This is a genomic window from Formivibrio sp. oc-25 (genome assembly GCF_055810895.1).
Genome location: NZ_JBVVOL010000016.1, coordinates 41,672 through 65,760 on the forward strand (window position 1 = coordinate 41,672; position 24,089 = coordinate 65,760).

23 protein-coding genes and 3 pseudogenes are annotated in these 24,089 nt (G+C 52.6%); 11 read left to right on the forward strand and 15 right to left on the reverse strand.

The genetic code is table 11. The annotated features are described in order from the left end of the window. Window positions 1–182: 182 nt before the first annotated feature. The 11 genes and pseudogenes from AC0KVQ_RS11480 to dcd all read right to left on the reverse strand — a co-directional run bounded on the left by AC0KVQ_RS11480 (window position 183) and on the right by dcd (window position 12,523). Window positions 183–983, reverse strand: coding sequence for a glycosyltransferase family 2 protein (locus tag AC0KVQ_RS11480; RefSeq protein ID WP_473421296.1), 801 nt, complete (start codon window positions 981–983; stop codon window positions 183–185). Beyond that, complete coding sequence (locus AC0KVQ_RS11485; RefSeq protein WP_473421297.1) at window positions 984–2,255, reverse strand: O-antigen translocase; 1,272 nt, start codon at window positions 2,253–2,255, stop codon at window positions 984–986. It abuts the gene before it with no gap. After that, complete coding sequence (locus AC0KVQ_RS11490) at window positions 2,252–3,355, reverse strand: DegT/DnrJ/EryC1/StrS family aminotransferase (protein ID WP_473421298.1); 1,104 nt, start codon at window positions 3,353–3,355, stop codon at window positions 2,252–2,254. The genes AC0KVQ_RS11485 and AC0KVQ_RS11490 overlap by 4 nt, the downstream gene beginning before the upstream one ends. Window position 3,356: 1 nt before the next feature. Beyond that, on the reverse strand, window positions 3,357–3,818 hold the full coding sequence (locus AC0KVQ_RS11495; RefSeq protein WP_473421299.1) for an acyltransferase: 462 nt from the start codon (window positions 3,816–3,818) through the stop codon (window positions 3,357–3,359). A 6-nt stretch (window positions 3,819–3,824) separates the two neighbouring features. Next, window positions 3,825–4,226, reverse strand: a complete 402-nt coding sequence (locus tag AC0KVQ_RS11500) for a sugar 3,4-ketoisomerase (RefSeq protein ID WP_473421300.1) — start codon at window positions 4,224–4,226, stop codon at window positions 3,825–3,827. A gap of 304 nt (window positions 4,227–4,530) precedes the next feature. After that, window positions 4,531–5,481 (reverse strand): annotated as a pseudogene (locus AC0KVQ_RS11505) (IS30 family transposase). Window positions 5,482–5,851: 370 nt separating this feature from the next. After that, window positions 5,852–6,278, reverse strand: a pseudogene (gene tnpA, locus AC0KVQ_RS11510) (IS200/IS605 family transposase). 195 nt (window positions 6,279–6,473) lie between these two features. Continuing rightward, complete coding sequence (locus tag AC0KVQ_RS11515) at window positions 6,474–7,640, reverse strand: nucleotide sugar dehydrogenase (RefSeq protein WP_473421301.1); 1,167 nt, start codon at window positions 7,638–7,640, stop codon at window positions 6,474–6,476. Between the two features lie 325 nt (window positions 7,641–7,965). Continuing rightward, window positions 7,966–9,168, reverse strand: a complete 1,203-nt coding sequence (locus tag AC0KVQ_RS11520) for a GumC family protein (RefSeq protein ID WP_473421302.1) — start codon at window positions 9,166–9,168, stop codon at window positions 7,966–7,968. 83 nt (window positions 9,169–9,251) lie between these two features. Continuing rightward, window positions 9,252–11,531 (reverse strand): polysaccharide biosynthesis/export family protein, encoded by a 2,280-nt coding sequence (locus tag AC0KVQ_RS11525; RefSeq protein ID WP_473421303.1) that lies wholly within the window; start codon window positions 11,529–11,531, stop codon window positions 9,252–9,254. 416 nt (window positions 11,532–11,947) lie between these two features. Beyond that, a complete protein-coding gene (dcd, locus tag AC0KVQ_RS11530) occupies window positions 11,948–12,523 on the reverse strand; it encodes a dCTP deaminase (protein ID WP_473421304.1) in 576 nt (191 codons plus the stop codon). A gap of 144 nt (window positions 12,524–12,667) precedes the next feature. On the opposite strand from dcd, the gene AC0KVQ_RS11535 reads away from it, so the two are divergent. The 3 genes from AC0KVQ_RS11535 to AC0KVQ_RS11545 all read left to right on the forward strand — a co-directional run bounded on the left by AC0KVQ_RS11535 (window position 12,668) and on the right by AC0KVQ_RS11545 (window position 15,556). After that, the gene (locus tag AC0KVQ_RS11535; RefSeq protein WP_473421305.1) at window positions 12,668–13,126 is read left to right on the forward strand and encodes a peroxiredoxin; all 459 of its coding nucleotides are present in this window, start codon (window positions 12,668–12,670) and stop codon (window positions 13,124–13,126) included. Between the two features lie 36 nt (window positions 13,127–13,162). Beyond that, the gene (locus AC0KVQ_RS11540; RefSeq protein ID WP_473421306.1) at window positions 13,163–14,572 is read left to right on the forward strand and encodes a PhoH family protein; all 1,410 of its coding nucleotides are present in this window, start codon (window positions 13,163–13,165) and stop codon (window positions 14,570–14,572) included. A gap of 210 nt (window positions 14,573–14,782) precedes the next feature. Continuing rightward, window positions 14,783–15,556, forward strand: a complete 774-nt coding sequence (locus AC0KVQ_RS11545; RefSeq protein WP_473421307.1) for a ParA family protein — start codon at window positions 14,783–14,785, stop codon at window positions 15,554–15,556. Window positions 15,557–15,679: 123 nt separating this feature from the next. Here the strand turns inward: AC0KVQ_RS11545 and AC0KVQ_RS11550 are convergent, their stop codons facing one another. Together AC0KVQ_RS11550 and pmbA are read right to left on the reverse strand one after the other, a co-directional pair. Then, window positions 15,680–16,297: a DNA-3-methyladenine glycosylase family protein gene (locus AC0KVQ_RS11550; RefSeq protein ID WP_473421308.1), complete on the reverse strand. Its 618-nt coding sequence runs from the start codon at window positions 16,295–16,297 to the stop codon at window positions 15,680–15,682. Beyond that, on the reverse strand, window positions 16,298–17,590 hold the full coding sequence (gene pmbA / locus AC0KVQ_RS11555) for a metalloprotease PmbA (RefSeq protein WP_473421320.1): 1,293 nt from the start codon (window positions 17,588–17,590) through the stop codon (window positions 16,298–16,300). Between the two features lie 98 nt (window positions 17,591–17,688). Between pmbA and yjgA the strand changes: the two genes are divergently transcribed. The 3 genes from yjgA to AC0KVQ_RS11570 are packed head-to-tail and all read left to right on the forward strand — an operon-like array spanning window position 17,689 to window position 19,521. Further along, complete coding sequence (gene yjgA, locus AC0KVQ_RS11560) at window positions 17,689–18,246, forward strand: ribosome biogenesis factor YjgA (RefSeq protein WP_473421309.1); 558 nt, start codon at window positions 17,689–17,691, stop codon at window positions 18,244–18,246. Beyond that, window positions 18,239–18,841, forward strand: coding sequence for a molybdopterin adenylyltransferase (mog, locus tag AC0KVQ_RS11565; protein ID WP_473421310.1), 603 nt, complete (start codon window positions 18,239–18,241; stop codon window positions 18,839–18,841). The genes yjgA and mog overlap by 8 nt, the downstream gene beginning before the upstream one ends. Further along, window positions 18,838–19,521: an alpha/beta hydrolase gene (locus tag AC0KVQ_RS11570; RefSeq protein ID WP_473421311.1), complete on the forward strand. Its 684-nt coding sequence runs from the start codon at window positions 18,838–18,840 to the stop codon at window positions 19,519–19,521. The genes mog and AC0KVQ_RS11570 overlap by 4 nt, the downstream gene beginning before the upstream one ends. Before the next feature lie 270 nt (window positions 19,522–19,791). Here the strand turns inward: AC0KVQ_RS11570 and AC0KVQ_RS11575 are convergent, their stop codons facing one another. Both AC0KVQ_RS11575 and AC0KVQ_RS11580 read right to left on the reverse strand, forming a co-directional pair. After that, entirely contained in the window at window positions 19,792–20,172 is a 381-nt protein-coding gene (locus AC0KVQ_RS11575; RefSeq protein WP_473421312.1) for an Hsp20/alpha crystallin family protein, read from the reverse strand. A gap of 15 nt (window positions 20,173–20,187) precedes the next feature. Further along, a complete protein-coding gene (locus AC0KVQ_RS11580) occupies window positions 20,188–20,628 on the reverse strand; it encodes an Hsp20/alpha crystallin family protein (protein ID WP_473421313.1) in 441 nt (146 codons plus the stop codon). 220 nt (window positions 20,629–20,848) lie between these two features. Here AC0KVQ_RS11580 and AC0KVQ_RS11585 point away from each other — a divergent pair, with 220 nt between their 5' ends. The 5 genes and pseudogenes from AC0KVQ_RS11585 to AC0KVQ_RS11605 all read left to right on the forward strand — a co-directional run. Next, the gene (locus AC0KVQ_RS11585; RefSeq protein ID WP_473421314.1) at window positions 20,849–21,799 is read left to right on the forward strand and encodes a DnaJ C-terminal domain-containing protein; all 951 of its coding nucleotides are present in this window, start codon (window positions 20,849–20,851) and stop codon (window positions 21,797–21,799) included. Between the two features lie 2 nt (window positions 21,800–21,801). Further along, window positions 21,802–22,104 (forward strand): helix-turn-helix domain-containing protein, encoded by a 303-nt coding sequence (locus tag AC0KVQ_RS11590; RefSeq protein WP_473421315.1) that lies wholly within the window; start codon window positions 21,802–21,804, stop codon window positions 22,102–22,104. A gap of 142 nt (window positions 22,105–22,246) precedes the next feature. Then, the gene (locus AC0KVQ_RS11595) at window positions 22,247–22,966 is read left to right on the forward strand and encodes a FadR/GntR family transcriptional regulator (RefSeq protein ID WP_473421316.1); all 720 of its coding nucleotides are present in this window, start codon (window positions 22,247–22,249) and stop codon (window positions 22,964–22,966) included. A gap of 65 nt (window positions 22,967–23,031) precedes the next feature. Continuing rightward, complete coding sequence (locus AC0KVQ_RS11600) at window positions 23,032–23,799, forward strand: SDR family oxidoreductase (RefSeq protein ID WP_473421317.1); 768 nt, start codon at window positions 23,032–23,034, stop codon at window positions 23,797–23,799. A 9-nt stretch (window positions 23,800–23,808) separates the two neighbouring features. After that, window positions 23,809–24,089: pseudogene (locus AC0KVQ_RS11605) on the forward strand (hypothetical protein); the annotation flags it as partial.

Below are 24,089 nucleotides of genomic sequence, written 5' to 3' on the forward strand. Positions count from 1 at the left end.
CAGGTGACTGCCTTACGCCTATGACAACAGAACGATCAATTTTTACAAGACCTTTCCCGCCAACGATGACAGGTTGTTTTGATCGAAACCCCTTTTTTTGCAAAGAAATAATAAAAAATAAAAATCGCCTCAAAGCCTGATATGACTCAGAAAAAATAATGCCCCATATGTATATAATTCGTCTACTTGATAACAACACGAATTAGACCTCTTAAATCATAAAGAATGTGATAGGATCGAAGAATAATTTTATCCAATAAGGACAAATTATCAGCCGAGCAAATTAAATAATTTCGACATTTTTCATTATATACTCTGCGTTCAAAAAAACTCTGAAGCGTCATAAATGTATTAGTAATATTTGAAGAATGTCTACGATAATACGACTCAACCTCTTGAACAAAACTCACTCTACCAAGCCTAGAAATCTTAGAGTAAATGAGCCACTCACCAAATATCCTAAATTGCTCATCCCAGCCACCAACAGCATTGAAAGCATATTTTCTAAAGCACAAGCCACAACTTTGAAACACATTACGTTTCAACATTTCGAAATGAATTTTCTCCGTATTGCTTTTTAGTAAATGACCAGACACAAACACATCACCAATTTTTCCACTACCATCTATCAATCTTGCTGCACAATGTGCCAAGACAACATTCTCATCATTAAAAACTTTTTTCATCACTTGCAGATGATTAGGCGATAGCAAATCATCATGCCCTAAGCACAAAATAAGCTCACCAATCGCTAGCGAAACACCATAATTTACAGTTCTCGAAAGTCCAATATTAATATTATTTCTATACACTCTAACGCGATCATTATTTTCATATAATTTCAAAATTTCGTACGTATCATCTGTAGAGGCATCATCTATCACAATCACCTCAAAATCATGCAGTGACTGATTGAGAACTGAATCAATGGTCTCACAGATATAGCGTCGCCCATTGTATGTAGGAATCACAACAGAAAACATTTATGACTCCATTTTATTTCGTAGTATTGCGAATTTTTTAAAAAAAACAACAACAAATCCAAGGTATATAATTTGATTAACCATATACCCCATTGTCACGCCGGTTACATTTACCACTTTGACAAAAATAGACACCAGTAGCACATACAAAATCGCAAAGAAAATCTGAGTACCCACAAACCAGACAGTTGCACCACGAGCAATCATTGGGTACGCAACCAGCCACCCTGCAACTTTAAAAAAATCACCAATCAACTGATATAAAAACAGATCTTGAGCAGCAATAAATGCATCTGAAAACAACAACCTCAGCAAGAACTCCCTTAAAATATAAATACCAACTCCCATTGAGGCAACAAAAGGTAAAATAAACTTAGCGGTATTTATTATTTCACTTTTAATTTCAAGTAAAGTTATACATGATGACAACCTAGGGAGATAGTAAGTACTCAACGCCAATGTTATAATGGACAAATATGCATCAGATAATTTAAAAACGGCTTGCCAGTAACCTGCAACATTCCAATTAAAATTCTCCACCAAAATACCTCTAATCACCAACATTGCAACTGGCACCGTGAACGCACTAGTCAAGGCCATCAATGCATAGCACCCAACATCGCGATAGTATTTTTTCTCAACAGCTCCAAACCAATAACTTATTTTCACCCACGGCTGAGTAGTCGACAACGCAATCAGCACCAAACCAATTAATCCATATTGGATTGAGGCAGCAATAAGAGCTCCATCAACGTGCATATTGACAATTAAAGCTATCATTAAGGAGCTGGAAATTACCACTGCAATCATCCCCAAAACTATATATCTACGATATTGCTGCTGCCCGTTAACAACTGAGTTTATCAGCGTCCCAACGGCGGTTAACGGCAACATAAAAACCGTTAATTCAATTAACCAATAATACGCACCCGTTCCAAACAACCATTGAGATATGACACTTGAAAATAAAACCCCCAAAGGTATTAAAACCAGAGAAACCACTAAAAAACAATGCAAGCTCGCTTTCCACCAAGGCGAACATGCATCATATCCATTATGAATATTTTGTGCTGTATATCGTACGATACCTGAGCCGACAGGAGCATTAACCAGACCATTCAAAGTACCAACGATATTTTGAACTTGTCCTAACATTGCTATTCCACTCGGCCCCGTATACACTGCAACAACCTTAGATACTAAAAATCCCGCAGCCATTCTTAATAAAGCCAGAAAAGCAGTAAAAGTCGCAACCTTTGCCAATCGCCTCATGGCTTAAATCCGTTTACTTTACATACAATGCGCATTACATCCGCATCGGACATTGTCGGATCCAATGGCAACGATAAAACTTTATTATGAATAGACTCGCACACCGGGAGTGATTTCTTATGCCACCGAGAAAATGCCTTCTGCTTATGAGGTGGGATCGGATAATGAATGAGGGTCTGGATTCCATTTTCACTTAAATATGATTGCAACTGTTCGCGATGCAATGCTTGAACCACAAATAAGTGCCAAACATGGGATTCCGATTCTTTAAAAATAGGTGTCTGAATTAGAGGATTAGAAATTCCTGAAATATAACTTATCGCAATATCACGCCGTCTAGAATTATCGCTATCAAGATAAGGTAATTTAACCCGTAGTATTGCAGCCTGAAGCTCATCTAAACGACTATTGACACCTTGGTATATATTTTCATATTTTTTATGCGAGCCATAGTTACGCAGCGCCTTTAATGTTTGAGCTAATTCATCATTGTTAGTGGTAATAGCTCCTGCATCACCCAATGCACCTAAGTTTTTTCCCGGATAGAAACTAAATCCTGCAGCATCCCCCCAACTTCCGGCTCGACGACCCTCAAGTTTCGCACCATGTGATTGGGCGCAATCCTCAAGAACTAACAAATCATGGTTGCGTGCAATAGCCATTAACTCCGGCATAGGTGAAATTTGCCCATACAGATGCACAGGCAAAATGGCCCTAGTTCTTGGAGTAATAGATGATTTGACAATTACAGGGTCGAGATTGTAAGTTGATGCATCCGGCTCAACCAGCACCGGAATTAAATCGTTCGCCGTGATTGCCAGAATTGAGGCAATATAGGTATTAGCCTGAACTATTACTTCATCACCAGCCTGTAATTTACCAAGCTCCATCCATGCTTTCAGAACTAGAGTCAAAGCATCCATGCCATTTGCTACGCCAATGGCATGTTTAGTTCCGCAATAAGATGCGAACTCCGCCTCAAAAGCATCCAGTTCTCTTCCCATGATATACCAGCCAGAATGCAACACTCGAGAAAAGGCTTCTTTTAATTCATTAGCGTGCCGTTCATTTATTGATTTCAAATTTAAAAATGGAATCATATTACTTCTCCATATATTTAATAATTTGTGCGGGGTTGCCGACAACCACAGCATAGGGCGGCACATCTTTAGTTACCACACTTCCCGCACCAATCATGCAATTCTCCCCCAAAGTCACGCCAGGAAGAATAGTTGCATTTGCACCGATCGATGCACCGTATTTAATTATTGTTTTAAGATACTTATCTGGATAAACTTTAGATCTAGGAGTTTTATCATTTGAAAATACAACAGAAGGACCGATGAATACATTATCCTCAATTGTTATACCATCCCAAATATACACACCAGACTTGATTGTTACATTATTACCAATAACAACCTCATTTTCAATCAACGAATGAGCGCATACATTAACATTCTCGCCAATTCTAGCACCAGCCAGAATCACTGAAAACTGCCAGACCTTAGAACCTTGACCAATCTGTGATGATTGAACATCACTTAGTGGATGGATAAACATATGTCATCAAGCCCCATTCACGTGGGAAATGAACTCTTGATAGTTTCGGATATAGTCACTCTCATCATAAAAATCATCTGCCAAAACCATTAAAATGCAGTCTTCTGAAAATTCATACATCTCATGCCAAAGCAGAGGTGGCAACAATATGGCTTCTAACGGATTATTCATGAAAATTTGCCGTTGCTCTTTCCCATCATCCAAATGAAACCAGCATGAACCTTTTATCACAACCGCAAGTTGTTGCAACTTTTTATGAGTGTGGCAGCCGCGCCTCACTCCATTGCATGTATCAAACATATAGTAGACACGCTTAATCGAGAATGGAATATTTTTACTTTCTTCCATTACTACGAGAGAACCACGACCATCACCATGGCGCTGTAAATTAATCAGATTGACATCCATTATTATTTAGCCTATAGAAATAAAAAATTTATATTTAAAAATATCCAACCCACCCCTACGGAAGAATATTTTAATGAAGCAATACCACTAATTTACTCGATATTTTAAAAAACAAAAACTACAAATACACCAATTCCAATATTTTTAATTCGCGCAAGTCATTAATCGCCTTGCGACTCTTAAGCCAACCAAAGTCTTACAGACTCCCCACACTATTATCTGCTCATATTCATATTTATTTTGCACAGTGTATCGTCTATTACTTCGCGAATTCAAAAAGCAAGTGCAACTGACAATAGGTAAGTCAATTCAGTGACTTACCGATAAATACTTGGGCTGGCGTTTCCCAGCCCAACTGCTTTCTCGGTCGATTATTGAGCTTTCTTTCGACCTAGGCAATCTCTGCATCTGTGACCTGGGTGAAAGCCGTACTCTTTTTCGGGAAGTATTGCCGCACCAATCCATTCAGGTTTTCGTTGCTGCCGCGCTGCCAGGAACTGTACGGATCAGCAAAGTAGCAATCCGCTTTCAGCGCTTTAGCAATCTTTTCGTGTCCGGCGAATTCCTTGCCGTTGTCGAAGGTAATCGTCAACACCATTTCCTTGAACGGGCGCAGTGCCTTCTTGATCGCCTGCGTGACGCCCGCCGCCTCTTTGCTGGGCACCCGAATCAGCTTGGCATAACCGGTCTTGCGTTCTACCAGACTGACTACGGCTCCCTGATGATTTGTACCGATAATCGTGTCAGCCCCCCAATCACCCACCCGACAGCGTGCTTCGACTTCCTTCGGACGCTCGCTGATTGAGCGCCGGTTCACGATCTGTCCGCGCCGTTCCGGTTTGCCGTAACGCTTCTTGTGCTGCCTCTGGCAACGCAGGTGCCGGTAAACCCTACCGCCTTCCTGTTTGTCGCGCAGAATGCGTTGGTACAGCCATTCGTGGCTGACCGCATAATCGCTATTCCCATAGAAGCCACTGATCTGCTCAGGACTCCAGCCCTCTGCCAGCAACGGTACTGCAACTTCGTCAAAGACCAAATGCCAGCACTGACGCTCGCGCCCTTTCTCGACCAGTCGTTGTCGGTAGCTCCGATGTGCCTGCGCCGCCCGATAAACTCGCTGACTATTATTGCGAGCCAGTTCACGACTGATCGTGCTTTTGCTACGACCCAATTGTCGGGCGATTTCTGCCGGCGATTTCATCGCCCGCAACAACGCTTCTATCTGGTATCTTTCGCTTTGGTGAGATGACGGTATCCCATTCCCATGCTCCTGACTTGCCGGTCAAAAGGCCGGGGAATTTACCTCATCTCACCCCATTTCTTCGACCAGCTCACAGTCGCACCTCCTCCCTGAATCCGCCCTTCTTAAATAGATTTCTCACCCAGAATCATCTCGGACCAGACAACCAAATCTTAACTGTTGCCTAAAGAAACCCAATACCACAAATACCCAGATCAGAAACCTGCAATCTTTAATTTATCCATTGCATCGACCATTATATTTTCGGGCATTAGTAACAATCCCCCGGCAAAGCCGGGGGGCCTTCATAATGTGAGCCGCTCAAAGCGGCTGGCGAGGTCGCTAACGCGGCCCCGACTCTTCCGCCGCCACAGGCGGCCATTCCTCAATACAGATTGAGTTGATCCAACCGCTCATCTTCCTTTTCCTGATCACGGATATAACAACGGATCACCTCTTCATCACGGCCAACTGTAGAGACAAAATAGCCGCGTACCCAAAAATGTTGCCCCACAAAATTTCGTCGGCGCTCTCCATATACCCGCGCAAGATGGATCGCACTCTTGCCCTTGATATATCCAACCACCTGCGACACCGCATATTTCGGCGGTATCGCAATCAGTATGTGCACATGGTCAGACATCAAACGCCCTTCCAGTATTCGGCTCTCTTTCTGATGTGCCAATCGGCGAAACATTTCGCCAAGATGCGGGCGTAGCATCTCGTACAGCGATTTCCTCCGGCATTTCGGGATGAATACCACATGGTATTCATCCCGAAATGCTGTGACTTAGGCTCTCAAATTCGTCCATCGGGTTACTCCTTCCGAGTGTGTTTGGCGACTCACTACCGGAGTTCCCTGGATGGACGTCCGTAAAAGTCAAACTTTTACTGCCTCCCCGGTAAGGCCGGAGGATTTCCCGATTGGTTTAAGGGCATGCACAAGGAAAACTTAACAGAAAGACTGACTGATCAATATGTGGTGTCTTTCATCCCCAGCTTAAAAATCAATCGCTACCATACAAATCACGTGTAAATAGTTTCTCTGCCACATCAATCAATGCTGATGTCATGCGATTAGCAATTATCACATCCGCTCGCCGCTTAAAATCAGCCAGATCATTCACAACGGGAGATCTGAAAAATTCTGCCTCTTTGAGTTCGGGCTCATACACTATCACCTCAATACCCTTGGCTTTTATGCGCTTCATGATGCCCTGAATGCTGCTGGCACGGAAATTATCGCTGCCTGCCTTCATGATCAGGCGATAAATACCTACCACACAAGGATTGCGACGAATGATTTCTTCAGCGATGAAATCTTTGCGCGTTGTATTGGATTCCACAATCGCACGAATCAGGTTCTGCGGCACATCCCGATAATTAGCAAGCAATTGTTTGGTATCCTTGGGCAGACAGTAGCCGCCATAACCAAACGATGGATTGTTGTAATGGTTGCCAATACGGGGGTCCAGGCACACGCCATCAATGATCTGGCGGCTATCGAGGTCGTGCGCCGCTGCGTAGCTATCCAGCTCGTTAAAGTAAGCCACACGCATGGCAAGATAGGTGTTGGCGAATAACTTGATCGCTTCGGCCTCAGTGCTATCGGTATACAGAACCGGAATATCCTGTTTGATGGCCCCTTGTTGCAGAAGGCCGGCAAATACTTGCGCGCGATCAGACCGCTCCCCTACAACAATACGGCTGGGGTGTAAATTATCGTAAAGCGCTTTGCCTTCCCGCAAAAATTCGGGTGAAAATACGATGTTGTCACACTCCAACTCTTCGCTGATCTTGGCTGTGTAACCAACCGGCACGGTGGATTTGATAACCATCACCGCATTCGGGTTGACCGCCATCACATCCTTGATAACAGCTTCTACCGAACCAGTATTGAAATAATTGGTTTGCGGATCGTAATCGGTAGGTGTAGCAATAATCACGAATTCAGCATCTGCAAATGCTTCCTGCTTGCATAGCGTAGCGCGCAGATTGATGGATTTGTGTTGGAGGTAATGCTGGATATCTGCATCCTCGATAGGAGATTGCCGGTTATTCAGCATCGATACTTTTTCCGGCACAATATCCAATGCAACTACTTCATGATACTGGGCCAGCAAAATGGCGTTGGATAAGCCTACGTAACCTGTGCCGGCAATGGCAATCTTCATTTATTACTCCATCACTACTATTCAAAAACCACTCAATTCTCTGCGCTGTAAAATCCAGAACAATATCGCCATTTCCTTCTTCCGCATGCGGTCTGCGACTTCAAAGTCGAGGACTAGGCAGACAACCAGCGCTGTCACTGGATTCCGGCCTTCGCCGGAATGACGATGTATTAAAACTTCAACGTGCCTGATCAATAGCGCCGCAGGACGGACTTCAGTCCGTCGACAGCAATATTGCAATCATCGCATCAGATCGGTTGAAACCCGTCCTACGTGTAGCAAAAAATGCTGCTCTCCCTCTCCCGCATTCGGGGGAGGGGTCGGTTTATCGCCCTTTCCATGCTCCAACCAATGCAGCCCAGCGCTGGCTACTTTCCGGATCAGCTTTGCTTTTATTGATGGCTTCCAGCACAAAGGCGCTGATACATGCCAGGAAAAATCCGCCCATGCCGGCAATCAGAATCAGCAAGGCGCGCTTGGGCTTGGATTTCTTTTCCGGCGGGGTGGCAACATCCAGAATCTGGATATTGGCACCATCGCGGGCTTCGTCCAGCTTGGCCAGTTCGTATTGTTTACTCAGCAGTTCGAACAGGGTTTCCTGGTATTTCAGATCGCGTACTTTGCGCAGGTATTCCACGGCGATTTCGGGTGCTTTGGCACGGGAAACCAGTACATCATCTTCATTGCTACCTTTGGTGAGTGCATTCAGTTGCTGCTGCAACCCGCCCAGCTCTGCCCTCACCCTTTGATAATCCGGGTTTTGCTCGGTGGCGAAATTGCGCATGGCACTAAGTTGCACCTGGCGCGATGCAATTTGTGCGCGCAGGTTGGCCAAAGCTTCCATAGTGGCTTTGCCTTGTGCTTCCAGTTGCAATACGCCGGTTTTTTCCTGGGTTTGCTTCAAGGCGATTTCGGCATCGGCCAGCTCTTTTTTAGCCTTGTTGAGCTGGGTTTCAAAGTACTGGCGGCGTTGCCCGGCTTCGGTAACGGCCAGAGTTTTGGTCAGGTTGCGCAGCTCTTCCACATAGGCATTGGCCAGTTTTGCAGCCAGCTCGGGCGAAAAATCTTCCACAGCTATGGAAATCAGGCCATCTTTGCCGCTGGAAATATTGCTGTTGTCTGCCAGTTTTCGGCGTGTATCGGTCAGCGTTTCAGCCTCATACACTTCCTGCAGTTTGAACTTGCTGATCAGTGGGTCTGCAATGCTGCGGCTTTGCAGCATGGCCACATACAGATCATTGGGATTTTTGATACCCAGCGATGCGCCTGCCGCACCCGCCAGCCCACCCAGTTGGGATAGCATGGCCGCTGCGCTGGATTGCTGCTGTTGCGGCGGCAGGATGGTGGTTTTGGCTTCAAAGATGGGCTTGGTAATGAGGCCATAAGCCAAGGCCAGGGCGCCGAACAGCAGCGGCAGGCCAATCAGCAGGCGCTTGTGCTTGGCCAGCACAATCAGCAGATCAAGCAGGCTGATTTCGTCATCGGCTTCCTGATTATTGTTTTGCAGATCTTGAGTGTTGTTTTGCATGGTCAGTTTCTTGATGTGAAAGCTGGGCAAGGATCAGGTAGGAAAGGCAACCTTATGTAGGTTGCCTTTCGCTTGTCAGGCTATCAGTCGGTAATCGATTTAAGCGCTGCGGCACCCAAACCGAAGTTGGAGAGGATTTGCGTCCAATCCATCAGGTTTTTGGTGAAGCTGGTGCGGTCGATCTTTTCCGGAACCACGATAGTGTCGCCCGGCAGAGCGGCAGTGCTTTCAAACGAACGCCAGAAAGAATAGGCCGAATCCTGCTTGGCGCTGATCACGGAACCGTCAGCACGGATTACGTGGATGCTGCCTTCTTCAGCCTGATCAGTCGGTCCGCCAGCCAATTCCAGATAATCTTCAATCTCTTTGCCACGTTGGAAGATATAAGCGTTATTGCGGCTGAAGATGGAACCCAGCACATCCACCGTACCCGGCGTGTGCGGCACGTAGAGGCGATCGCCATCTTCCAGTTCGATGGCGGGCAGGCTCTTGGCGGCACTATCTTCTGGCCTTAGCCCCAGCACGATGCGGCCAGTGGCGCGCATGGCTTTGAGTTTTTTAGCGATTTGCTTCGACTGATCTGCAACGACTGCAGCACTGTCGGCTGTTACAGAACGGACAGCGTTGGTTGCCAAATCAACCGACTGACGATTTGCGGTTTGTTCCAACTCATCTGCATATCTTTCAAGCTCTACCTGTTGCTTCTGGCGAACCGATTCGCGGCTGAATGAAGAGCCAAACAGGTAGGCGCGCGGCGTCAAGCCACCGATTCTGGCAACCAGATCGCGCAAGGTTTCACCCGGTTGCACTTCATAGAAACCGGGCACGGCCACTTCGCCTTCCAGGCGCACAAAGCGGGTTTTCTTGCCGCTGTTGATCTGGATATCAGCCTTGCTGAAGATGTTGATGATATCGCCGGATTTCAGCTCCAGATCGTGTTCCGGATTCTTCTTAAGCGCCTCAGCCAGGTTAAAGGAAACCAGACGGGTGCTCATGTCCGACGGGTTCACCCGTTCGATCATGGCGTAATCCCAGTTGATTTCGTTGCTGTCTGATCTGATATTGCGGGCGGCCTTGGCTACGGCAGAATCTTGTTCCAGTACATCGCCAGCTTTGCCGCGCGATTTGTTTTCCCAATAATCCGGGGTTTGCAGCAGGCTCTTGTCGGTGATGAAATCACTGATCTTCATGCCCTTGTGCCAAGCCTGGCGCAGCGGTTGCGCCACATTGCCGCGCAGCGAAACCACCTGATCAACACGGGAACTCAGCTCATACAACTGGGCAACATCGCCACCACGCAAGCCAAAGCTGGCGGACTTGGCCAGCGGGATAGATTCCACCACGCGGCCCTTCTGATCAACGATGCGCTCAACCGATACATTGCCATCCAGCGCAAGCTGGCGTGCGCCACCGGCCAGATCGATCAACTCCTTGAGCGATTCCTTGCCTTTCAGTTCATAAATGGCCGGTACGCGTACACCGCCATGAATGGCCGCCAACGGGCCAACCGTGGGGATATAAATCACATCGCCGGATTGCAGTAACAGATCGGCTGATTTATCACCCTTCAGCAGCAAATCGTAAAGGTCGAATTCGCTCACTACTTTGTTGCCACGTTTGAGCTGAATGCGGCGCATGCTGCCAGCATCGCTCGGGCCGCCTGCGGCCATCACGGCATTTACCAGGGTGGAAAGTGCGCCCAGGGTGTAGCTGCCCGGGTTTTGCGCATAACCCATCACAAAAATCTGCACAGAGCGCAGCTGGCCCATGGTTACGGCCAGATCAAAATTGCGGAATACGCGGCCAATCTCTCGGGTTAGGTGTTGCTTCAGGCTGCCAAACGGCACCCCCACCACGCTGATATTGCCCACACGCGGGATGAAAATCTGGCCGGCTCGATCCACCTTGAGGGTAAGTTCGGCATCCAGCTGGCCCCAGGTACGCAATACAAACTCATCGCCCACATTCAATACATATTCCGGCCCGACCGGCATGGCCTGCATGGGAGAAAACGCATTGTTGGCTTCTGCAAACATATGCCGCCCATACACTGGCAACGGCACACCTGCGGTGCGGCACAGGTACTTCTGGAAATCGTTCAATCCGACTGGATCATTACAGGAAAGCGGCTTGCTGAATTTGGCTGGCATACCCTGCAGCGGCAAGGTTTGTGGAAACTGTGAGTACTGCTGGAAATTGGTGCTGGCCGGATCGGCAATCAACGGGGCGCGCAACTGGGGTATTGCAGTGGAATCAACCGTTTCGCCACTTGCCATCGGCGTAGCACCGGACATGTAAGGATTGGCTGCTGCAAAAACGCCCTGGGAAAAAATCAAGGCAGCAAGCCATGCTGCCCAACTCATGCGATCACCGTTCCGGATCATTGTATGTCTCTCTTGCAGTTCGAAATCTGGCTGCGCCAGCATCATCAAGTACTGATAAATCGGCGGAATCATATCATAGAAATTTTTTCTTACTGATTACGCAAGTGCTTACAAGCCGGTAATCGTTACTGTTACCGTGCACATTATTGACTAGCAATATTCAAGCCAATGCTGCCGAAATTGAGACGTAGTGTAGCGCAGGGCAAGGCCCTCTCCCCCAGCCCCTCTCCCACTTGTGGGAGAGGGGTGCCACTGGACAATCCACCAACCTTGCTCCCTCTCCCACCCGTAGGAGAAGAGGGCTGGGAAGAGGATGTTGCAAAAAAACAAAATGCCGTTCACTCACAGGAAGCGAACCGCATGCTGATCTTGCCATAAGGTAAGGCGAGGCTTGGTCAGGTCTTGGGCAACGTTACGCCTATCTGCCCTTGATATTTGCCACCACGATCGCGATAGGATGTTTCGCAAACATCGTCCGGGTCTGCTTCAAAGAACAGCACCTGTGCCACGCCTTCGTTGGCATAGATCTTGGCCGGCAGCGGCGTGGTGTTCGAGAATTCCAGCGTTACATAGCCTTCCCATTCCGGCTCGAACGGCGTGACATTCACGATAATGCCGCAGCGGGCGTAGGTGGATTTGCCCAGGCACACGGTCAGCACGTTGCGCGGGATGCGGAAGTATTCAACCGTGCGGGCCAGCGCGAAGGAGTTCGGCGGGATGATGCAGTAGCCCTTGCCGGAAACATTTACGAAGCTGTTTTCATCGAAGTTTTTCGGATCGACAATGGTGCTGTTCAGGTTGGTGAATACCTTGAATTCATCCGCGCAGCGGATGTCATAACCATAACTGGAGGTGCCATAGGATACGATGCGCTGGCCATCCACCATCTTGACCTGGCCGGGCACGAACGGATCGATCATGCTGTGCTGTTGTGCCATGCGGCGAATCCACTTGTCGCTCTTGATGCTCATCTCGTTGACACCATCTGAATCAAATCAGCGCATTCTATCCGCAGCGGCATGGGCTGGGTAGATGGTGATTTCGCCCGCTGAGAATCCGTGCGCCAATCTTGCCCGGAACGCAATCATCAACCATTATCAAATCAGGAGGTACTTATGTTCAATCCACCCTGCCCTACGCTGAAACTTCCCGCCACCAGCGGCTGCACCTTCGATACCGAGGCACTCAAGGGCCAAGCTTTCGTACTTTACTTCTACCCCAAGGACAGCACCCCCGGTTGTACCACCGAAGGCGGCGATTTCCGCGATGCCCATGCGCAGTTTCTGGCGGCCGGTTGCCAGGTGTTCGGCATTTCGCGCGATAGCATCAAATCGCATGAAAACTTCAAGGCCAAGCAGTCTTATCCGTTCGAGCTGGTATCCGATCCGGAAGAAATCGCCTGCAAGGCATTCGATGTCATCAAAACGAAAAAACTTTACGGCAAAGAAGTACTCGGCGTGGAGCGCAGCACTTTCGTGATCGACCGGACCGGCACTATCGTGCGGGAATGGCGCGGTGTGAAGGTGCCGGGCCATGTCGCGGAAGTGCTTGCTTTCGTGCAGGCACTTGAATAAACGGCGGCAACGCCGCCAGACAAGGGAGAACGCACCATGGCAGCCCGCAAACACAAAGGTTCTGGCATCACCAAGCTGTTTGTGCTCGATACCAACGTATTGATGCACGATCCCACTTCGCTCTATCGCTTCGAGGAACACGATATCTTCCTGCCGATGGTGACGCTGGAAGAGCTGGACAGCAACAAGAAGGGCATGTCTGAAGTTGCCCGCAATGCGCGCCAGGCCAGCCGTTTTATCGAAGAGCTGATCTGCGACAAGGAGCATACGCTGCATGAAGGCGTGCCCCTGATCGATGCCAGCCAGGGCCAGGCCAGCGGGCGCCTCTTCCTGCAGACAGAAGCCACAACCAGCACGCTGCCTTCGCAGCTACCGATGGGCAAGGCAGACAACCAGATTCTGGGGGTGTTGCATCACCTGCACCAGTTGCAGCCGCGCCGGCAGGTGATTCTGGTTTCCAAAGACATCAACATGCGCATCAAGGCGCGTGCCTTGGGCATGGCAGCCGAAGATTATTTCAACGACAAGGTACTGGAAGATACCGATCTGCTCTATACGGGCATGCGCGAGATCGACCAGGATTTTTGGGAGCGCAACGGCCAGGATATGAAATCCTGGCAGGAAGGTGGCCGCAGCTACTGGCGCCTGACTGGTCCAGATTGCGGTGAGCTCTATATCAACCAGTTGCTGTTCCAGAATGGCGAGCCACCGTTCATGGCTCGCGTTGTTTCGGTTCAGGGGAAAACCGCGCAACTGGAAAGCCTGAAAGATTACACCCATCATAAAAACGCCGTGTGGGGGATCATGGCGCGCAATCGTGAACAGAATTTTGCCCTCAACCTGCTGATGAACCCGGAAATAGACTTCGTTTCACTGCTGGGCCAGGCCGGTACGGGCAAGACGCTGCTTACACTGGCATCCGGGCTGATGCAGACGCTGGAATCCAAGACCTACAGTGAAATCATCATGACGCGCGTTACCGTTCCGGTAGGTGAAGACATCGGTTTTCTACCCGGCACGGAAGAGGAAAAAATGCAGCCGTGGATGGGGGCACTGGAGGATAACCTCGATGTGCTCAACCAATCCGACAATGAAGGCGGCGACTGGGGCCGCGCTGCCACACGCGATCTGATCCGCAGCCGTATCAAGGTGAAATCGCTCAACTTCATGCGCGGGCGCACTTTCCTCAACAAGCTGCTGATCATCGACGAGGCGCAGAACCTGACACCCAAGCAGATGAAAACCCTGATCACCCGCGCCGGTCCCGGCACCAAGGTGGTGTGCCTGGGCAATATCGCGCAGATCGACACCCCCTACCTGACCGAAGGTTCTTCCGGACTGACTTATGTGGTGGATCGCTTCAAGGGTTGGGCACACTCGGGCCATATCACGCTGACGCGCGGCGAGCGTTCTCGCCTGGCGGATTACGCGGCGGAAATTCTCTGATCGGGTGCCGGGCCCTCTCCCCAGCCCTCTCCTGCACGCGGGAGAGGGGGCAAACCCTGTGGTTTTGGCACACCCCCCCGTTTTCGCGAAAAATGAGTAGAACCAGCGTCTTGATCATGCTCCTCTCGCCCGCCTGGGGGAGAGGGCCTTCGATGCGCATGAGTGGTAGCATCCAGTTTCCTGCTCTATCTTCAACCGGAAATCTGGCTCATGACAGTCATCGCGGTCTTCAATCAGAAAGGTGGTGTCGGCAAAACCACGGTCACCGCCAATCTGGCCAGCGCCATCGCACAAAATGGCATCGAGCCGGTGGTGATCGACCTTGATCCGCAAGCGCATCTAACCGCGTTATGGCAGCAAAAACCCTCGCTGCAAAAGAGCATTGCCGGGTTTTATCAGGATCAATCCGGGCTGATTGATCTGGCTGTTCGGCTTCGCGGCGGCATTCATTTCATCCCGTCGCACATCGGCCTATCGCGCATCGATGTCGTACCATCGCCGCAGCAAAATCACATCCGCAAGCTTGCGCGGGCCATCGATGCGGAAATGCTCAGGCAAAGCGGCATTCCCGTGCTGATTGATTGCAATCCGGCACTGGGTATCCTGGCTTTTTCCGCACTGTTTGCCGCCGACCTGATCCTGATTCCGGTCACGGCCGAATATCTGGCGCTCAATGGCGCAAAGATGCTGTCGCAAACGCTCAAGGGCGTGGAGAAACTGGCTGGACGCAAGGAAAGGCGCTATCTGGTCAACCGCTATGTACCCGGTCGCGGTACGGTTGAGGAAGTAGCCGCGAGCCTGGCTGAACACTATCCGGGCGAGGTGCTCGCTACTCGTATCCACGAACACGAATCGCTGGTTGAAGCCATCGGCTGGGGAACCGATATTTTTTCCTATGCACCGGATTCGGATGCCAGTGCGGACTTCACTTACTTGCTGGATGAATTGCTGGAAAAATCGCTGCTGGAGTTGCCAAGGCGGTGATTTACCCGCTCGCGGGAGAGGGGGCAAAATCAGTAGTCTATCCAAACACTCCCCTCTCCCGCGTGCGGGAGAGGGGCTGGGGGAGAGGGTAGAACAACGCCCTAGGTTATTGCATCGCACCCATCAATACTCGACCGGGACAGGATCCAGACTGCGCCACAGATACCAGGTCGCCACACTACGCCATGGCCGCCAGGGTTCTGCCAGTTGCAGCATGGCCTTGCGCGCCGGGCGCTCGCCGGCATGGTAATGCGCGGCAATCGCCTTGATCAGGCCGATATCGTCGAGCGGCAACACATCAGGTCGCAGCAGATGGAAGATCAGGAACATCTCGGCAGTCCAGCGCCCGATACCGCGAATCGTGCATAGCTCGGCGATGATCGCTTCATCATCCCAATCCTGCCAGGCCAAGGGATCAAGCCGGCCATCACGGTGGTGGCGGGCAAGATCGCTCAGGTATTCCACCTTGCGTGCAGACAGGCCGCAACTGCGCAGGGTATCCGTATCCAGTGCCAGAACCCGCTCGCTGGCCACATCGCCCAGACACGCTTCCAGGCGTGCCCAGACTGAATCTGCTGCCTTGACCGAAATCTGCTGGCCGACGATCGAGCGCGCCAGGGTATGAAAGGCATCGCCGCGACTGCGTAATCCCATGCCGGGATAACGCGCGATCAGCGCTGCCAGCACCGGGTCGGCGCTGGCAAGCTCCTGACAGGCGGATTCCCAGTAGGCGGGCAGCATTTATTCCCCGGCAACCGTCATCTTGCTCAGCAGTATGGAGCCAACCTTGCGGCTGGAAGATGAAAGGCAGTCATCACCAATGCCGACAATGTTGTGGTACATCTCGCGCAGATTGCCGGCAATGGTGATTTCCTCGACCGGGTACTGGATCACGCCGTTTTCCACCCAGAAACCCGCTGCGCCGCGCGAATAATCGCCGGTTACCTGGTTGATGCCGTGGCCCATCATTTCCGTGACCAGCAAGCCGGTGCCCATTTCGGCCAGCAATTGGGCAAAGGTCGCCGTGGGGGAAACAATCAGGTTGTGCGGCCCGCCGGCATTGCCGGTGGATTGCATGCCAAGCTTGCGCGAACTGTAGCTGGCCAGGAAATAGCCCTGCTGCACGCCGTTGCTCACCACATCGCGTGCCTGCACAGCCACGCCTTCCGAATCGAAATTGCTGCTGGCCAACCCGCGTCGCACGAACGGGTCTTCATGGATGGTCACGCACGGGGCAAACACTTGCTGGCCGATGCTGTCGGTCAGGAAACTGGCCTTGCGGTAAAGGCTGCCGCCGCTCACTGCCGATATCCAGTGCCCGATCAGGCTGGAAGCTACCGGGGCTTCGAACAGCACCGGGTATTCGCCGGTCTTGACCCGGCGCGCGCCCAGCCGACGCACAGTACGTTCGCCGGCAATGCGGCCAACTTCCTGCGGCGATTTCATGTCTGCCCAGTTGCGGGCCGAATCGTGCCAGTAATCGCGCTGCATGCCACTTTCATCTTCGGCGATCAGCGTGGCGGACAAACTATGCCGGCTCATGCTGGCACTGCCGACAAAGCCCAGAGAATTGGCCAGTGCAAAACGGCTGGCACTCAGGTAAACCGCTGCACCTTCGGAATTGTCGATGCGTGGATCGACGGCCTGCCCGGCAGCTTCGCACTCGGTAGCAATGGCAATGGCCTCTTCTACGCTCATCTCGCAGGCGTGGTAAAGATCCAGATCGAGGAATTCGGTGGCCAGGCGACCATGCTCGGGCAGACCGGCACAGGGGTCTTCCGCCGTGTGGCGTGCAATGGCAAGTGCCGCACTCACGGTTTCTTCCATGGCCTTCGGTGAAAAATCCGAAGTACTGGCATGGCCTTTCTTCTGGCCCAGATAGACGGTTACGCCCACGCCTTTGTCATGGTTGTATTCAATGGTTTCGACCTCGCCCAGACGCACGCAGATATTCTTGCCCACGCTCTCGGAGATATCGGCCTCGCAGGAGGTAGCACCTTGCCGCAGCGCGATGTCGATCACTTGCTGCGCCATCGCGCACAGTTCATTTTCGTTGAAGCTGAATTCAGACACGTTGATGACCCGTTATTGTGTTGCGGTATCATACCGGTTTTACCCAGCGACACGCAGCCATGAGTAACGAGCAGTTCGACAATCCCGACGACGAAATCATCTACGTCAGCAAATCCGAAATGAAGCGGGATATGACCGCCCTGCAAGAGCTGGGCGAGAAGCTGATCCCGCTCGACAAGAAATTGCTGGCCACGCTCAACCTGCCGGAAAAACTGTTCGATGCGCTGATCGAGGCCAAGCGCCTGACCGCGCACGGCGCCATCAGCCGGCAAAAACAGTACATCGGCAAACTGATGCGCGGCGTTGATCCCGCGCCGATCCACGAATTGCTCGACAAGATTGCCGGCGTATCAGATCGCCACAGCGCCTGGCTGCACAAGCTGGAACGCCTGCGCGAATCGCTGCTGAGCGATCCCAAGGCCATCGAAGGTTTTGTGGCCGAATACGCTGAAGCCGATGTGCAGCGTTTGCGCCAGTTGATCCGTAACACGCAGAAAGAACGCGAACAAAACAAGCCGCCGAAAAGCTACCGTGAGCTGTTCCAGCTGCTGAAGGAATACATCCCGGAACCGCCGATTGCCGGTACAACCGTGGCTGAGACCAACGACGATGAATGACACGCTGAAAATCGGCCTGGTATCGGTCTCCGACCGAGCCTCTTCCGGGGTCTATCAGGACAAGGGCATTCCGGCGCTGCAGGAATGGCTTGGCACCGCTATCGTCAACCCGCTGGAAATCGTTACCAAGCTGATCCCGGATGAACAATGGCTGATCGAAGCCACGCTGCGCGAGCTGGTGGACGAAGCAGGTTGCCACCTGGTGCTCACCACCGGCGGCACCGGCCCGGCGCGGCGCGATGTCACGCCCGATGCCACGCTGGCGATTGCCGATCGGGAAATGCCGGGCTTTGGCGAGCAGATGCGCCAGATCAGTCTGAATTTCGTACCGACCGCGATCCTGTCGCGCCAGGTGGGCGTGATCCGCAAGCAGGCGCTGATCCTCAACCTGCCCGGCCAGCCCAAATCGATCAAGGAAACGCTGGAGGGCCTCAAAAGCGAGGATGGCAGCGCGCGCGTGCACGGCATTTTTGCCGCTGTGCCCTACTGCATCCAGTTGCTGGAAGGCCCCTATATTGAAACCCGACCGGAGATCGTCAAGGCATTCCGCCCCAAGGATGCGATCCGCCCGGCATCTAACGAGAACCCATCATGAACGATCAACTGCTCGATGCCATTGAACTTGCGGCCGGAGATAATCCGGTTGCCAGCGTGATCTGGCTGCATGGCCTGGGTGCCGATGGCAGCGATTTTGTGCCGGTGGTATCCGAGCTGGGCCTGCCGGCAGATCTGCCCGTGCGCTTCATTTTCCCGCATGCACCGGCCATTCCGATTACCTGCAACAACGGCTACGTGATGCGCGGCTGGTATGACATCATCCATTTCGACCAGATCAACCGCGAAGCCGATTCCTTCGGCGTAGTGCGCTCGGTCGAATCCATTCGCCAGCTGATCAGGCATGAAAACGAACGCGGCATTCCGACCGATCGCATCATTCTGGCCGGTTTTTCCCAAGGTGGCGCCATTGCCTATACGGCAGGGCTGACGCATCCGGAAAAACTTGCCGGTATCGTGGCACTTTCCACCTATATCCCTGCACCGGAACTGATCGAGGAAGGTCTGGCTGAAGCCAACAAATCCACGCCGATCTTTGCCGGCCATGGCGGCATGGACCCGATCGTACCGGTTACGCTGGGCAAGGCCGCTTATGAAAAGCTGGCCGCAGCCGGTTACCCGATCAGTTGGCACACCTACCCGATGCAGCATTCGGTATGCATGCCGGAAATCGTGGCTATCGGGGAATTCATTCAAAACTGCCTGACAAACCAGGCCTGATGCCGTAGGGCGGATTTCAGTTCGTCAGCACACGGGCTGTGGCATGCCCCGTTGTGACGGGTTGAAACCCGTCCTGCGGCTCAATTTTATCCCTCTCCCCCGCCCCTCTCCCGCCTGCGGGAGAGGGGAAACTTTGACAGGATCACCGCTTCTGCCCCCGAAGGGATGGGCACTTTGCCGAAATCACCCATTCTGCCCTCTCCCGCTTGCGGGAGAGGGTTGGGGAGAGGGCACAACACTTGAATGGATGCTGCTCCTGGCAAGCCCAAATCAGCCAGCCTTGATCTCGATCTTGCGCGGCTGTGCATGCTCCACTTTCGGGATATGCAGCTTGAGCACGCCTTGATTGAATTCGGCTTTGACCTTGTTCGCATCGAGCTCCTTGGAAAGCGAGAACACCCGGCGATAGCGCGGCAGGTTTACTTCGATATGCGTGGCTTCCATGCCTTCCGGAATATCCAGGCTGACTTCGCCCTCGATGGTCAGCGTGTCGGCATCGACATGCAGATTCAATTTTTCCTTGGGAACGCCGGGCAGATCCGCATACAGCACGATACCGGTTGCATCTTCGATCACATCGACCGGCGGCATCAAGGTTGTATCGTTGCGAGCCGCTTCATTGGGCTTGGTCACAGTCGCATTGGTATTCATGATTGGCCTCCTTATTCACTGAACGCTGATACGACGAGGGGTGCTGGCTTCACGGCGGCGGATGCTGATATGCAGCACGCCATCGCGATAGCGCGCCTCGACCTTCTCCGGATCAATATCGTCCGGCAGCGAGACCACGCGGCGGAAACGCCCGGCAAAGCGTTCATCGATATGCACGGTGGCTTTTTCATCCTTGCCTGGCAGTTCCGATTTGCGCTCGCCCGCCACAGTCAGAACGCCTTTTTCCAGATGCACGTCGATACTGGCCGGATCAAGCCCTGGCGCAAACGCATAGATTTCAACCGATGCCGGCGTGGTACCCACGTTCATGGCCGGGTAACCGCCACGCACCAGGCCGCGTATGCTGGGTGAAAACTCGGTGGCCTGCTGCATTTCCCGGTGCAGGCGATCAAGCTCCGCGAAGATATCGCGGGGAAACAGGTTGCGATACATCATCTTGCCCTCCATCACAGGTTGTACATCGCATCCAACCGGATGCTCCTGTTCCCGATTTAGTGGTCGGTCAGGAGAAATTCAAGCCCTTGATTTTCAGGTGGCCCGCGCTGATCTAGAGTGAATCCAGATAATCCGTTCCAGTTGCTGCCTGTGCCCTCAGGCATAGCCTGATGCGGCTGTTGGATGGCAGGCAACTGGTTCTCGGCGATAGGGAGCCTTTATGCAATTCAAGGATTACTACCAGACATTGGGCGTACCGCGAGACGCCACGCTGGATGACATCAAGAAAGCCTTTCGCAAACTGGCACGCAAATACCATCCCGATGTATCCAAGGAAAAGGATGCCGAGGCGCGCATGCGCGATATCAATGAGGCGTATGCCGTGCTTTCCGATCCGGAAAAGCGCGCGGCCTACGATCAGCTCGGCAGTTATCAACCGGGGCAGGAATTCCGCCCGCCGCCCGGATGGGATGCCGGTTTCGAATTCTCCAGTCGTGGCTTTTCCCCGCATGAAGCTGCTGATTTCAGCGATTTTTTCGCCGAACTGTTCGGCCGCATGGGAACGGGTCAGGCTGGATTTCACAGCCAGGGTGGCGGGTTTCGCATGCGCGGCGAGGATCACCACGCCAAGGTCATGCTCGATATCGAGGATGCCTTTGCCGGAGCGAACCGGCAGATTTCGCTACGCGTGCCCACGCAGGATGCGCAGGGGCGTATCCAGATCAATACCCGCACGCTGAACGTAAAGATCCCCAAGGGCGTATTCGAAGGGCAGACCATCCGCCTGGCCGGACAGGGTTCTCCCGGTGTGGGCGGCGCTCTCGCCGGTGATTTGCTGCTGGAAGTACACTTCAACCCGCATCCGCGCTTGCGCGCGGACGGGCGTGACCTGCACCTGACTTTGCCGGTTACACCATGGGAAGCGGCGCTGGGTGCGGTAGTAGATGTGCGCTTGCCCGATAGCGGAATCAAGGTGCGGATTCCACAAGGCGCGCAAAGTGGTTCGCAACTGCGCGTGCGTGGCCGCGGCATTCCGGCCAACCCACCGGGCGATCTGATTCTGGATATTCGCGTCGTTCTGCCGGCAGCCGACACGGCCAGGGCCAAACAGATCTACGAAAACATGGCGCGCGAACTGGCATTCGATCCGCGCCGCGATATGGGGGCATGATCATGCGAAACGAGGACATTCTGATCGGCAGCCTGATGGAAGAAACCTGGCTGACACTGGAGCAGATTGCCGCAGCCTGCCGGGTAGAGCCAGAATGGTTGCTGCGCCATATCGAGGAAGGTCTGTTTCCGCATGCGCAATGCATCGCCGGAACCTGGCGTTTTTCCAGCATCAGCCTCTTGCGGGCACGCCGCATGCGCGAGCTGGAACGCAATTTCGATGCCGTGCCAGAACTGGCCGCGCTGGTGGCGGACATGCAGGAAGAAATGGATCGCCTGCGCGCGCAATTGCGCGGCATCGTGTAATTCGCTCCCGGGGATATCCCCCGTACGCAGTCGAGGATAAGCCACTGCTTTGCTCCCTCTTCTGTACCCGGGAGAGGAGTGAGCGGAGGAGAATCCGCACCCGGTATTTTCCGGGCCCAAAAATATGTGATACATATTACTTATGAAATCACCACTCAATCCGTCGCATCGGACTTTTCAGGAACAGGTGCTTGATCATCTGGGTCGCGATATCTGTTCCGGCCGCTATACGCCGGGCCAGGTTTTGCCGTCCGAGACAGAGCTTGGCGAACAATTCGGTGTCAGCCGCATTGTGATTCGTGAGGTATTCAAGGCACTGGTAGCCAAGGGCATGCTGGAAGTGCGCCGCAAGGTTGGCACAACCGTGCTGGAACCCTCGCACTGGAACCTGTTTGACTCGCGCATCATGGCCTGGCGGGCGCAATCGGCACTGGACAACCCGCAGCTTGCACGCGATCTGATGGAGCTGCGCCATATTGTGGAGCCTGCTGCGGCCAGGTTCGCCGCGCTGCGCGCCACGCAAGCGGATCGCCTGATGCTGCGCCAGGCTTACCAGAACATGGATCTCGCCGTACAGGGCCAGGGGGATTACGTGCATGCCGATCTGGCTTTTCATTCCGCCGTGCTGGCTGCCAGCCACAACCAGTTTGTCCGGCAAATGCAGGATGCGCTCTCTGCCATCCTGCGCACCAGTTTCGAAATTGTTTCGCTCAAGCCAGGCGGGCCGGCTTTTTCACTGCCGATGCACGAAGCCTTGTGCCATGCAATTGAAACCGGCCACGCGGCAGCGGCAGAACGCGCCGCGCGCAAACTGATTGAACAGGCTGAAGATGATCTGCAAACCAGGTTGCAGGACCGCTGAAAATCTCATTTTTGCGCCGATGGCGCACCCACCACTAAACATTTTGCTCAACAGGAGTACACCTTATGTCATCACTTTTTGATCTGTCCGGCCGTACCGCATTGATTACCGGTTCCGTGCGCGGAATTGGCTACTCACTGGCAGAAGGGCTGGCACAAGCCGGCGCGCGCGTGATCGTCAACGGGCGCAAGCAGGAAACCGTGGATGAAGCGGTTGCCGCCCTGCATGCCAAGGGATATCAGGCACTGGGCCTGACTTTTGATGTATCCGATGAAGCTGCTGTGGTGGCAGCATTTACCCAACTGGATGCCGAAGGCGTGGAAGTCGATATCCTGGTCAACAACGCCGGGATTCAGCATCGCCAGCCGATGGTCGAACTGGAACTGAAAGACTGGCAGCGCGTGATCGATACCAACCTCACCAGCGCCTTTGTCATGGGCCGTGAAGCGGCCAAACGCATGATCGCACGTGGCCGTGGCGGCAAGATCATCAATATCGGCTCGCTGACCAGCGAATCCGCCCGTCCCACCATTGCACCCTATGCTGCCGCCAAGGGCGGGATCAAGCTGCTATCGAAAGCCATGGCAGCGGAATGGGCCAAATTCAACATCCAGGCCAACACGATTGGCCCAGGCTATATCCTGACGGACATGAACGAGGCGCTGGTCAACAACCCGACTTTCGATGCCTGGGTAAAGAGCAGCAATCCGGCCGGCCGCTGGGGCAAACCTGAAGAGCTGGTTGGCACCGCTGTTTACTTGTCTTCCGACGCCTCCAACTATGTGAATGGCCAGATTATTTATGTGGATGGCGGCTGGCTGTCCGTACTGTGAGGGCATGCCATGGCAACTTTAATTACTGACGTCAAAGTCATCCTCACCGCTCCCGAGGGTATCAACCTCGTGGTGGTGAAGGTTGAAACCAACCAGCCGGGCCTCTATGGCCTGGGTTGCGCCACCTTCGCCTATCGCCACGTGGCGGTCAAATGCCTGATCGAAGAATACCTGCGCCCGCTCCTGATTGGCCGCGATGCCGAAGCGATCGAGGAAAACTGGCAGCTGATGCACCAGAACGCCTACTGGCGTAATGGCCCGATCGAGAACAACGCCATTTCCGGCATCGA

Bases quoted from the DNA above. Each gene is read 5' to 3' on its own strand.
- AC0KVQ_RS11480 (WP_473421296.1), bottom strand. From the start codon at position 983: ATGTTTTCTGTTGTGATTCCTACATACAATGGGCGACGCTATATCTGT.
- AC0KVQ_RS11485 (WP_473421297.1), bottom strand. From the start codon at position 2,255: ATGAGGCGATTGGCAAAGGTTGCGACTTTTACTGCTTTTCTGGCTTTA.
- AC0KVQ_RS11490 (WP_473421298.1), bottom strand. From the start codon at position 3,355: ATGATTCCATTTTTAAATTTGAAATCAATAAATGAACGGCACGCTAAT.
- AC0KVQ_RS11495 (WP_473421299.1), bottom strand. From the start codon at position 3,818: ATGTTTATCCATCCACTAAGTGATGTTCAATCATCACAGATTGGTCAA.
- AC0KVQ_RS11500 (WP_473421300.1), bottom strand. From the start codon at position 4,226: ATGGATGTCAATCTGATTAATTTACAGCGCCATGGTGATGGTCGTGGT.
- AC0KVQ_RS11515 (WP_473421301.1), bottom strand. From the start codon at position 7,640: ATGAAGATTGCCATTGCCGGCACAGGTTACGTAGGCTTATCCAACGCC.
- AC0KVQ_RS11520 (WP_473421302.1), bottom strand. From the start codon at position 9,168: ATGCAAAACAACACTCAAGATCTGCAAAACAATAATCAGGAAGCCGAT.
- AC0KVQ_RS11525 (WP_473421303.1), bottom strand. From the start codon at position 11,531: ATGAGTTGGGCAGCATGGCTTGCTGCCTTGATTTTTTCCCAGGGCGTT.
- dcd (WP_473421304.1), bottom strand. From the start codon at position 12,523: ATGAGCATCAAGAGCGACAAGTGGATTCGCCGCATGGCACAACAGCAC.
- AC0KVQ_RS11535 (WP_473421305.1), top strand. From the start codon at position 12,668: ATGTTCAATCCACCCTGCCCTACGCTGAAACTTCCCGCCACCAGCGGC.
- AC0KVQ_RS11540 (WP_473421306.1), top strand. From the start codon at position 13,163: ATGGCAGCCCGCAAACACAAAGGTTCTGGCATCACCAAGCTGTTTGTG.
- AC0KVQ_RS11545 (WP_473421307.1), top strand. From the start codon at position 14,783: ATGACAGTCATCGCGGTCTTCAATCAGAAAGGTGGTGTCGGCAAAACC.
- AC0KVQ_RS11550 (WP_473421308.1), bottom strand. From the start codon at position 16,297: ATGCTGCCCGCCTACTGGGAATCCGCCTGTCAGGAGCTTGCCAGCGCC.
- pmbA (WP_473421320.1), bottom strand. From the start codon at position 17,590: ATGGCGCAGCAAGTGATCGACATCGCGCTGCGGCAAGGTGCTACCTCC.
- yjgA (WP_473421309.1), top strand. From the start codon at position 17,689: ATGAGTAACGAGCAGTTCGACAATCCCGACGACGAAATCATCTACGTC.
- mog (WP_473421310.1), top strand. From the start codon at position 18,239: ATGAATGACACGCTGAAAATCGGCCTGGTATCGGTCTCCGACCGAGCC.
- AC0KVQ_RS11570 (WP_473421311.1), top strand. From the start codon at position 18,838: ATGAACGATCAACTGCTCGATGCCATTGAACTTGCGGCCGGAGATAAT.
- AC0KVQ_RS11575 (WP_473421312.1), bottom strand. From the start codon at position 20,172: ATGAATACCAATGCGACTGTGACCAAGCCCAATGAAGCGGCTCGCAAC.
- AC0KVQ_RS11580 (WP_473421313.1), bottom strand. From the start codon at position 20,628: ATGATGTATCGCAACCTGTTTCCCCGCGATATCTTCGCGGAGCTTGAT.
- AC0KVQ_RS11585 (WP_473421314.1), top strand. From the start codon at position 20,849: ATGCAATTCAAGGATTACTACCAGACATTGGGCGTACCGCGAGACGCC.
- AC0KVQ_RS11590 (WP_473421315.1), top strand. From the start codon at position 21,802: ATGCGAAACGAGGACATTCTGATCGGCAGCCTGATGGAAGAAACCTGG.
- AC0KVQ_RS11595 (WP_473421316.1), top strand. From the start codon at position 22,247: ATGAAATCACCACTCAATCCGTCGCATCGGACTTTTCAGGAACAGGTG.
- AC0KVQ_RS11600 (WP_473421317.1), top strand. From the start codon at position 23,032: ATGTCATCACTTTTTGATCTGTCCGGCCGTACCGCATTGATTACCGGT.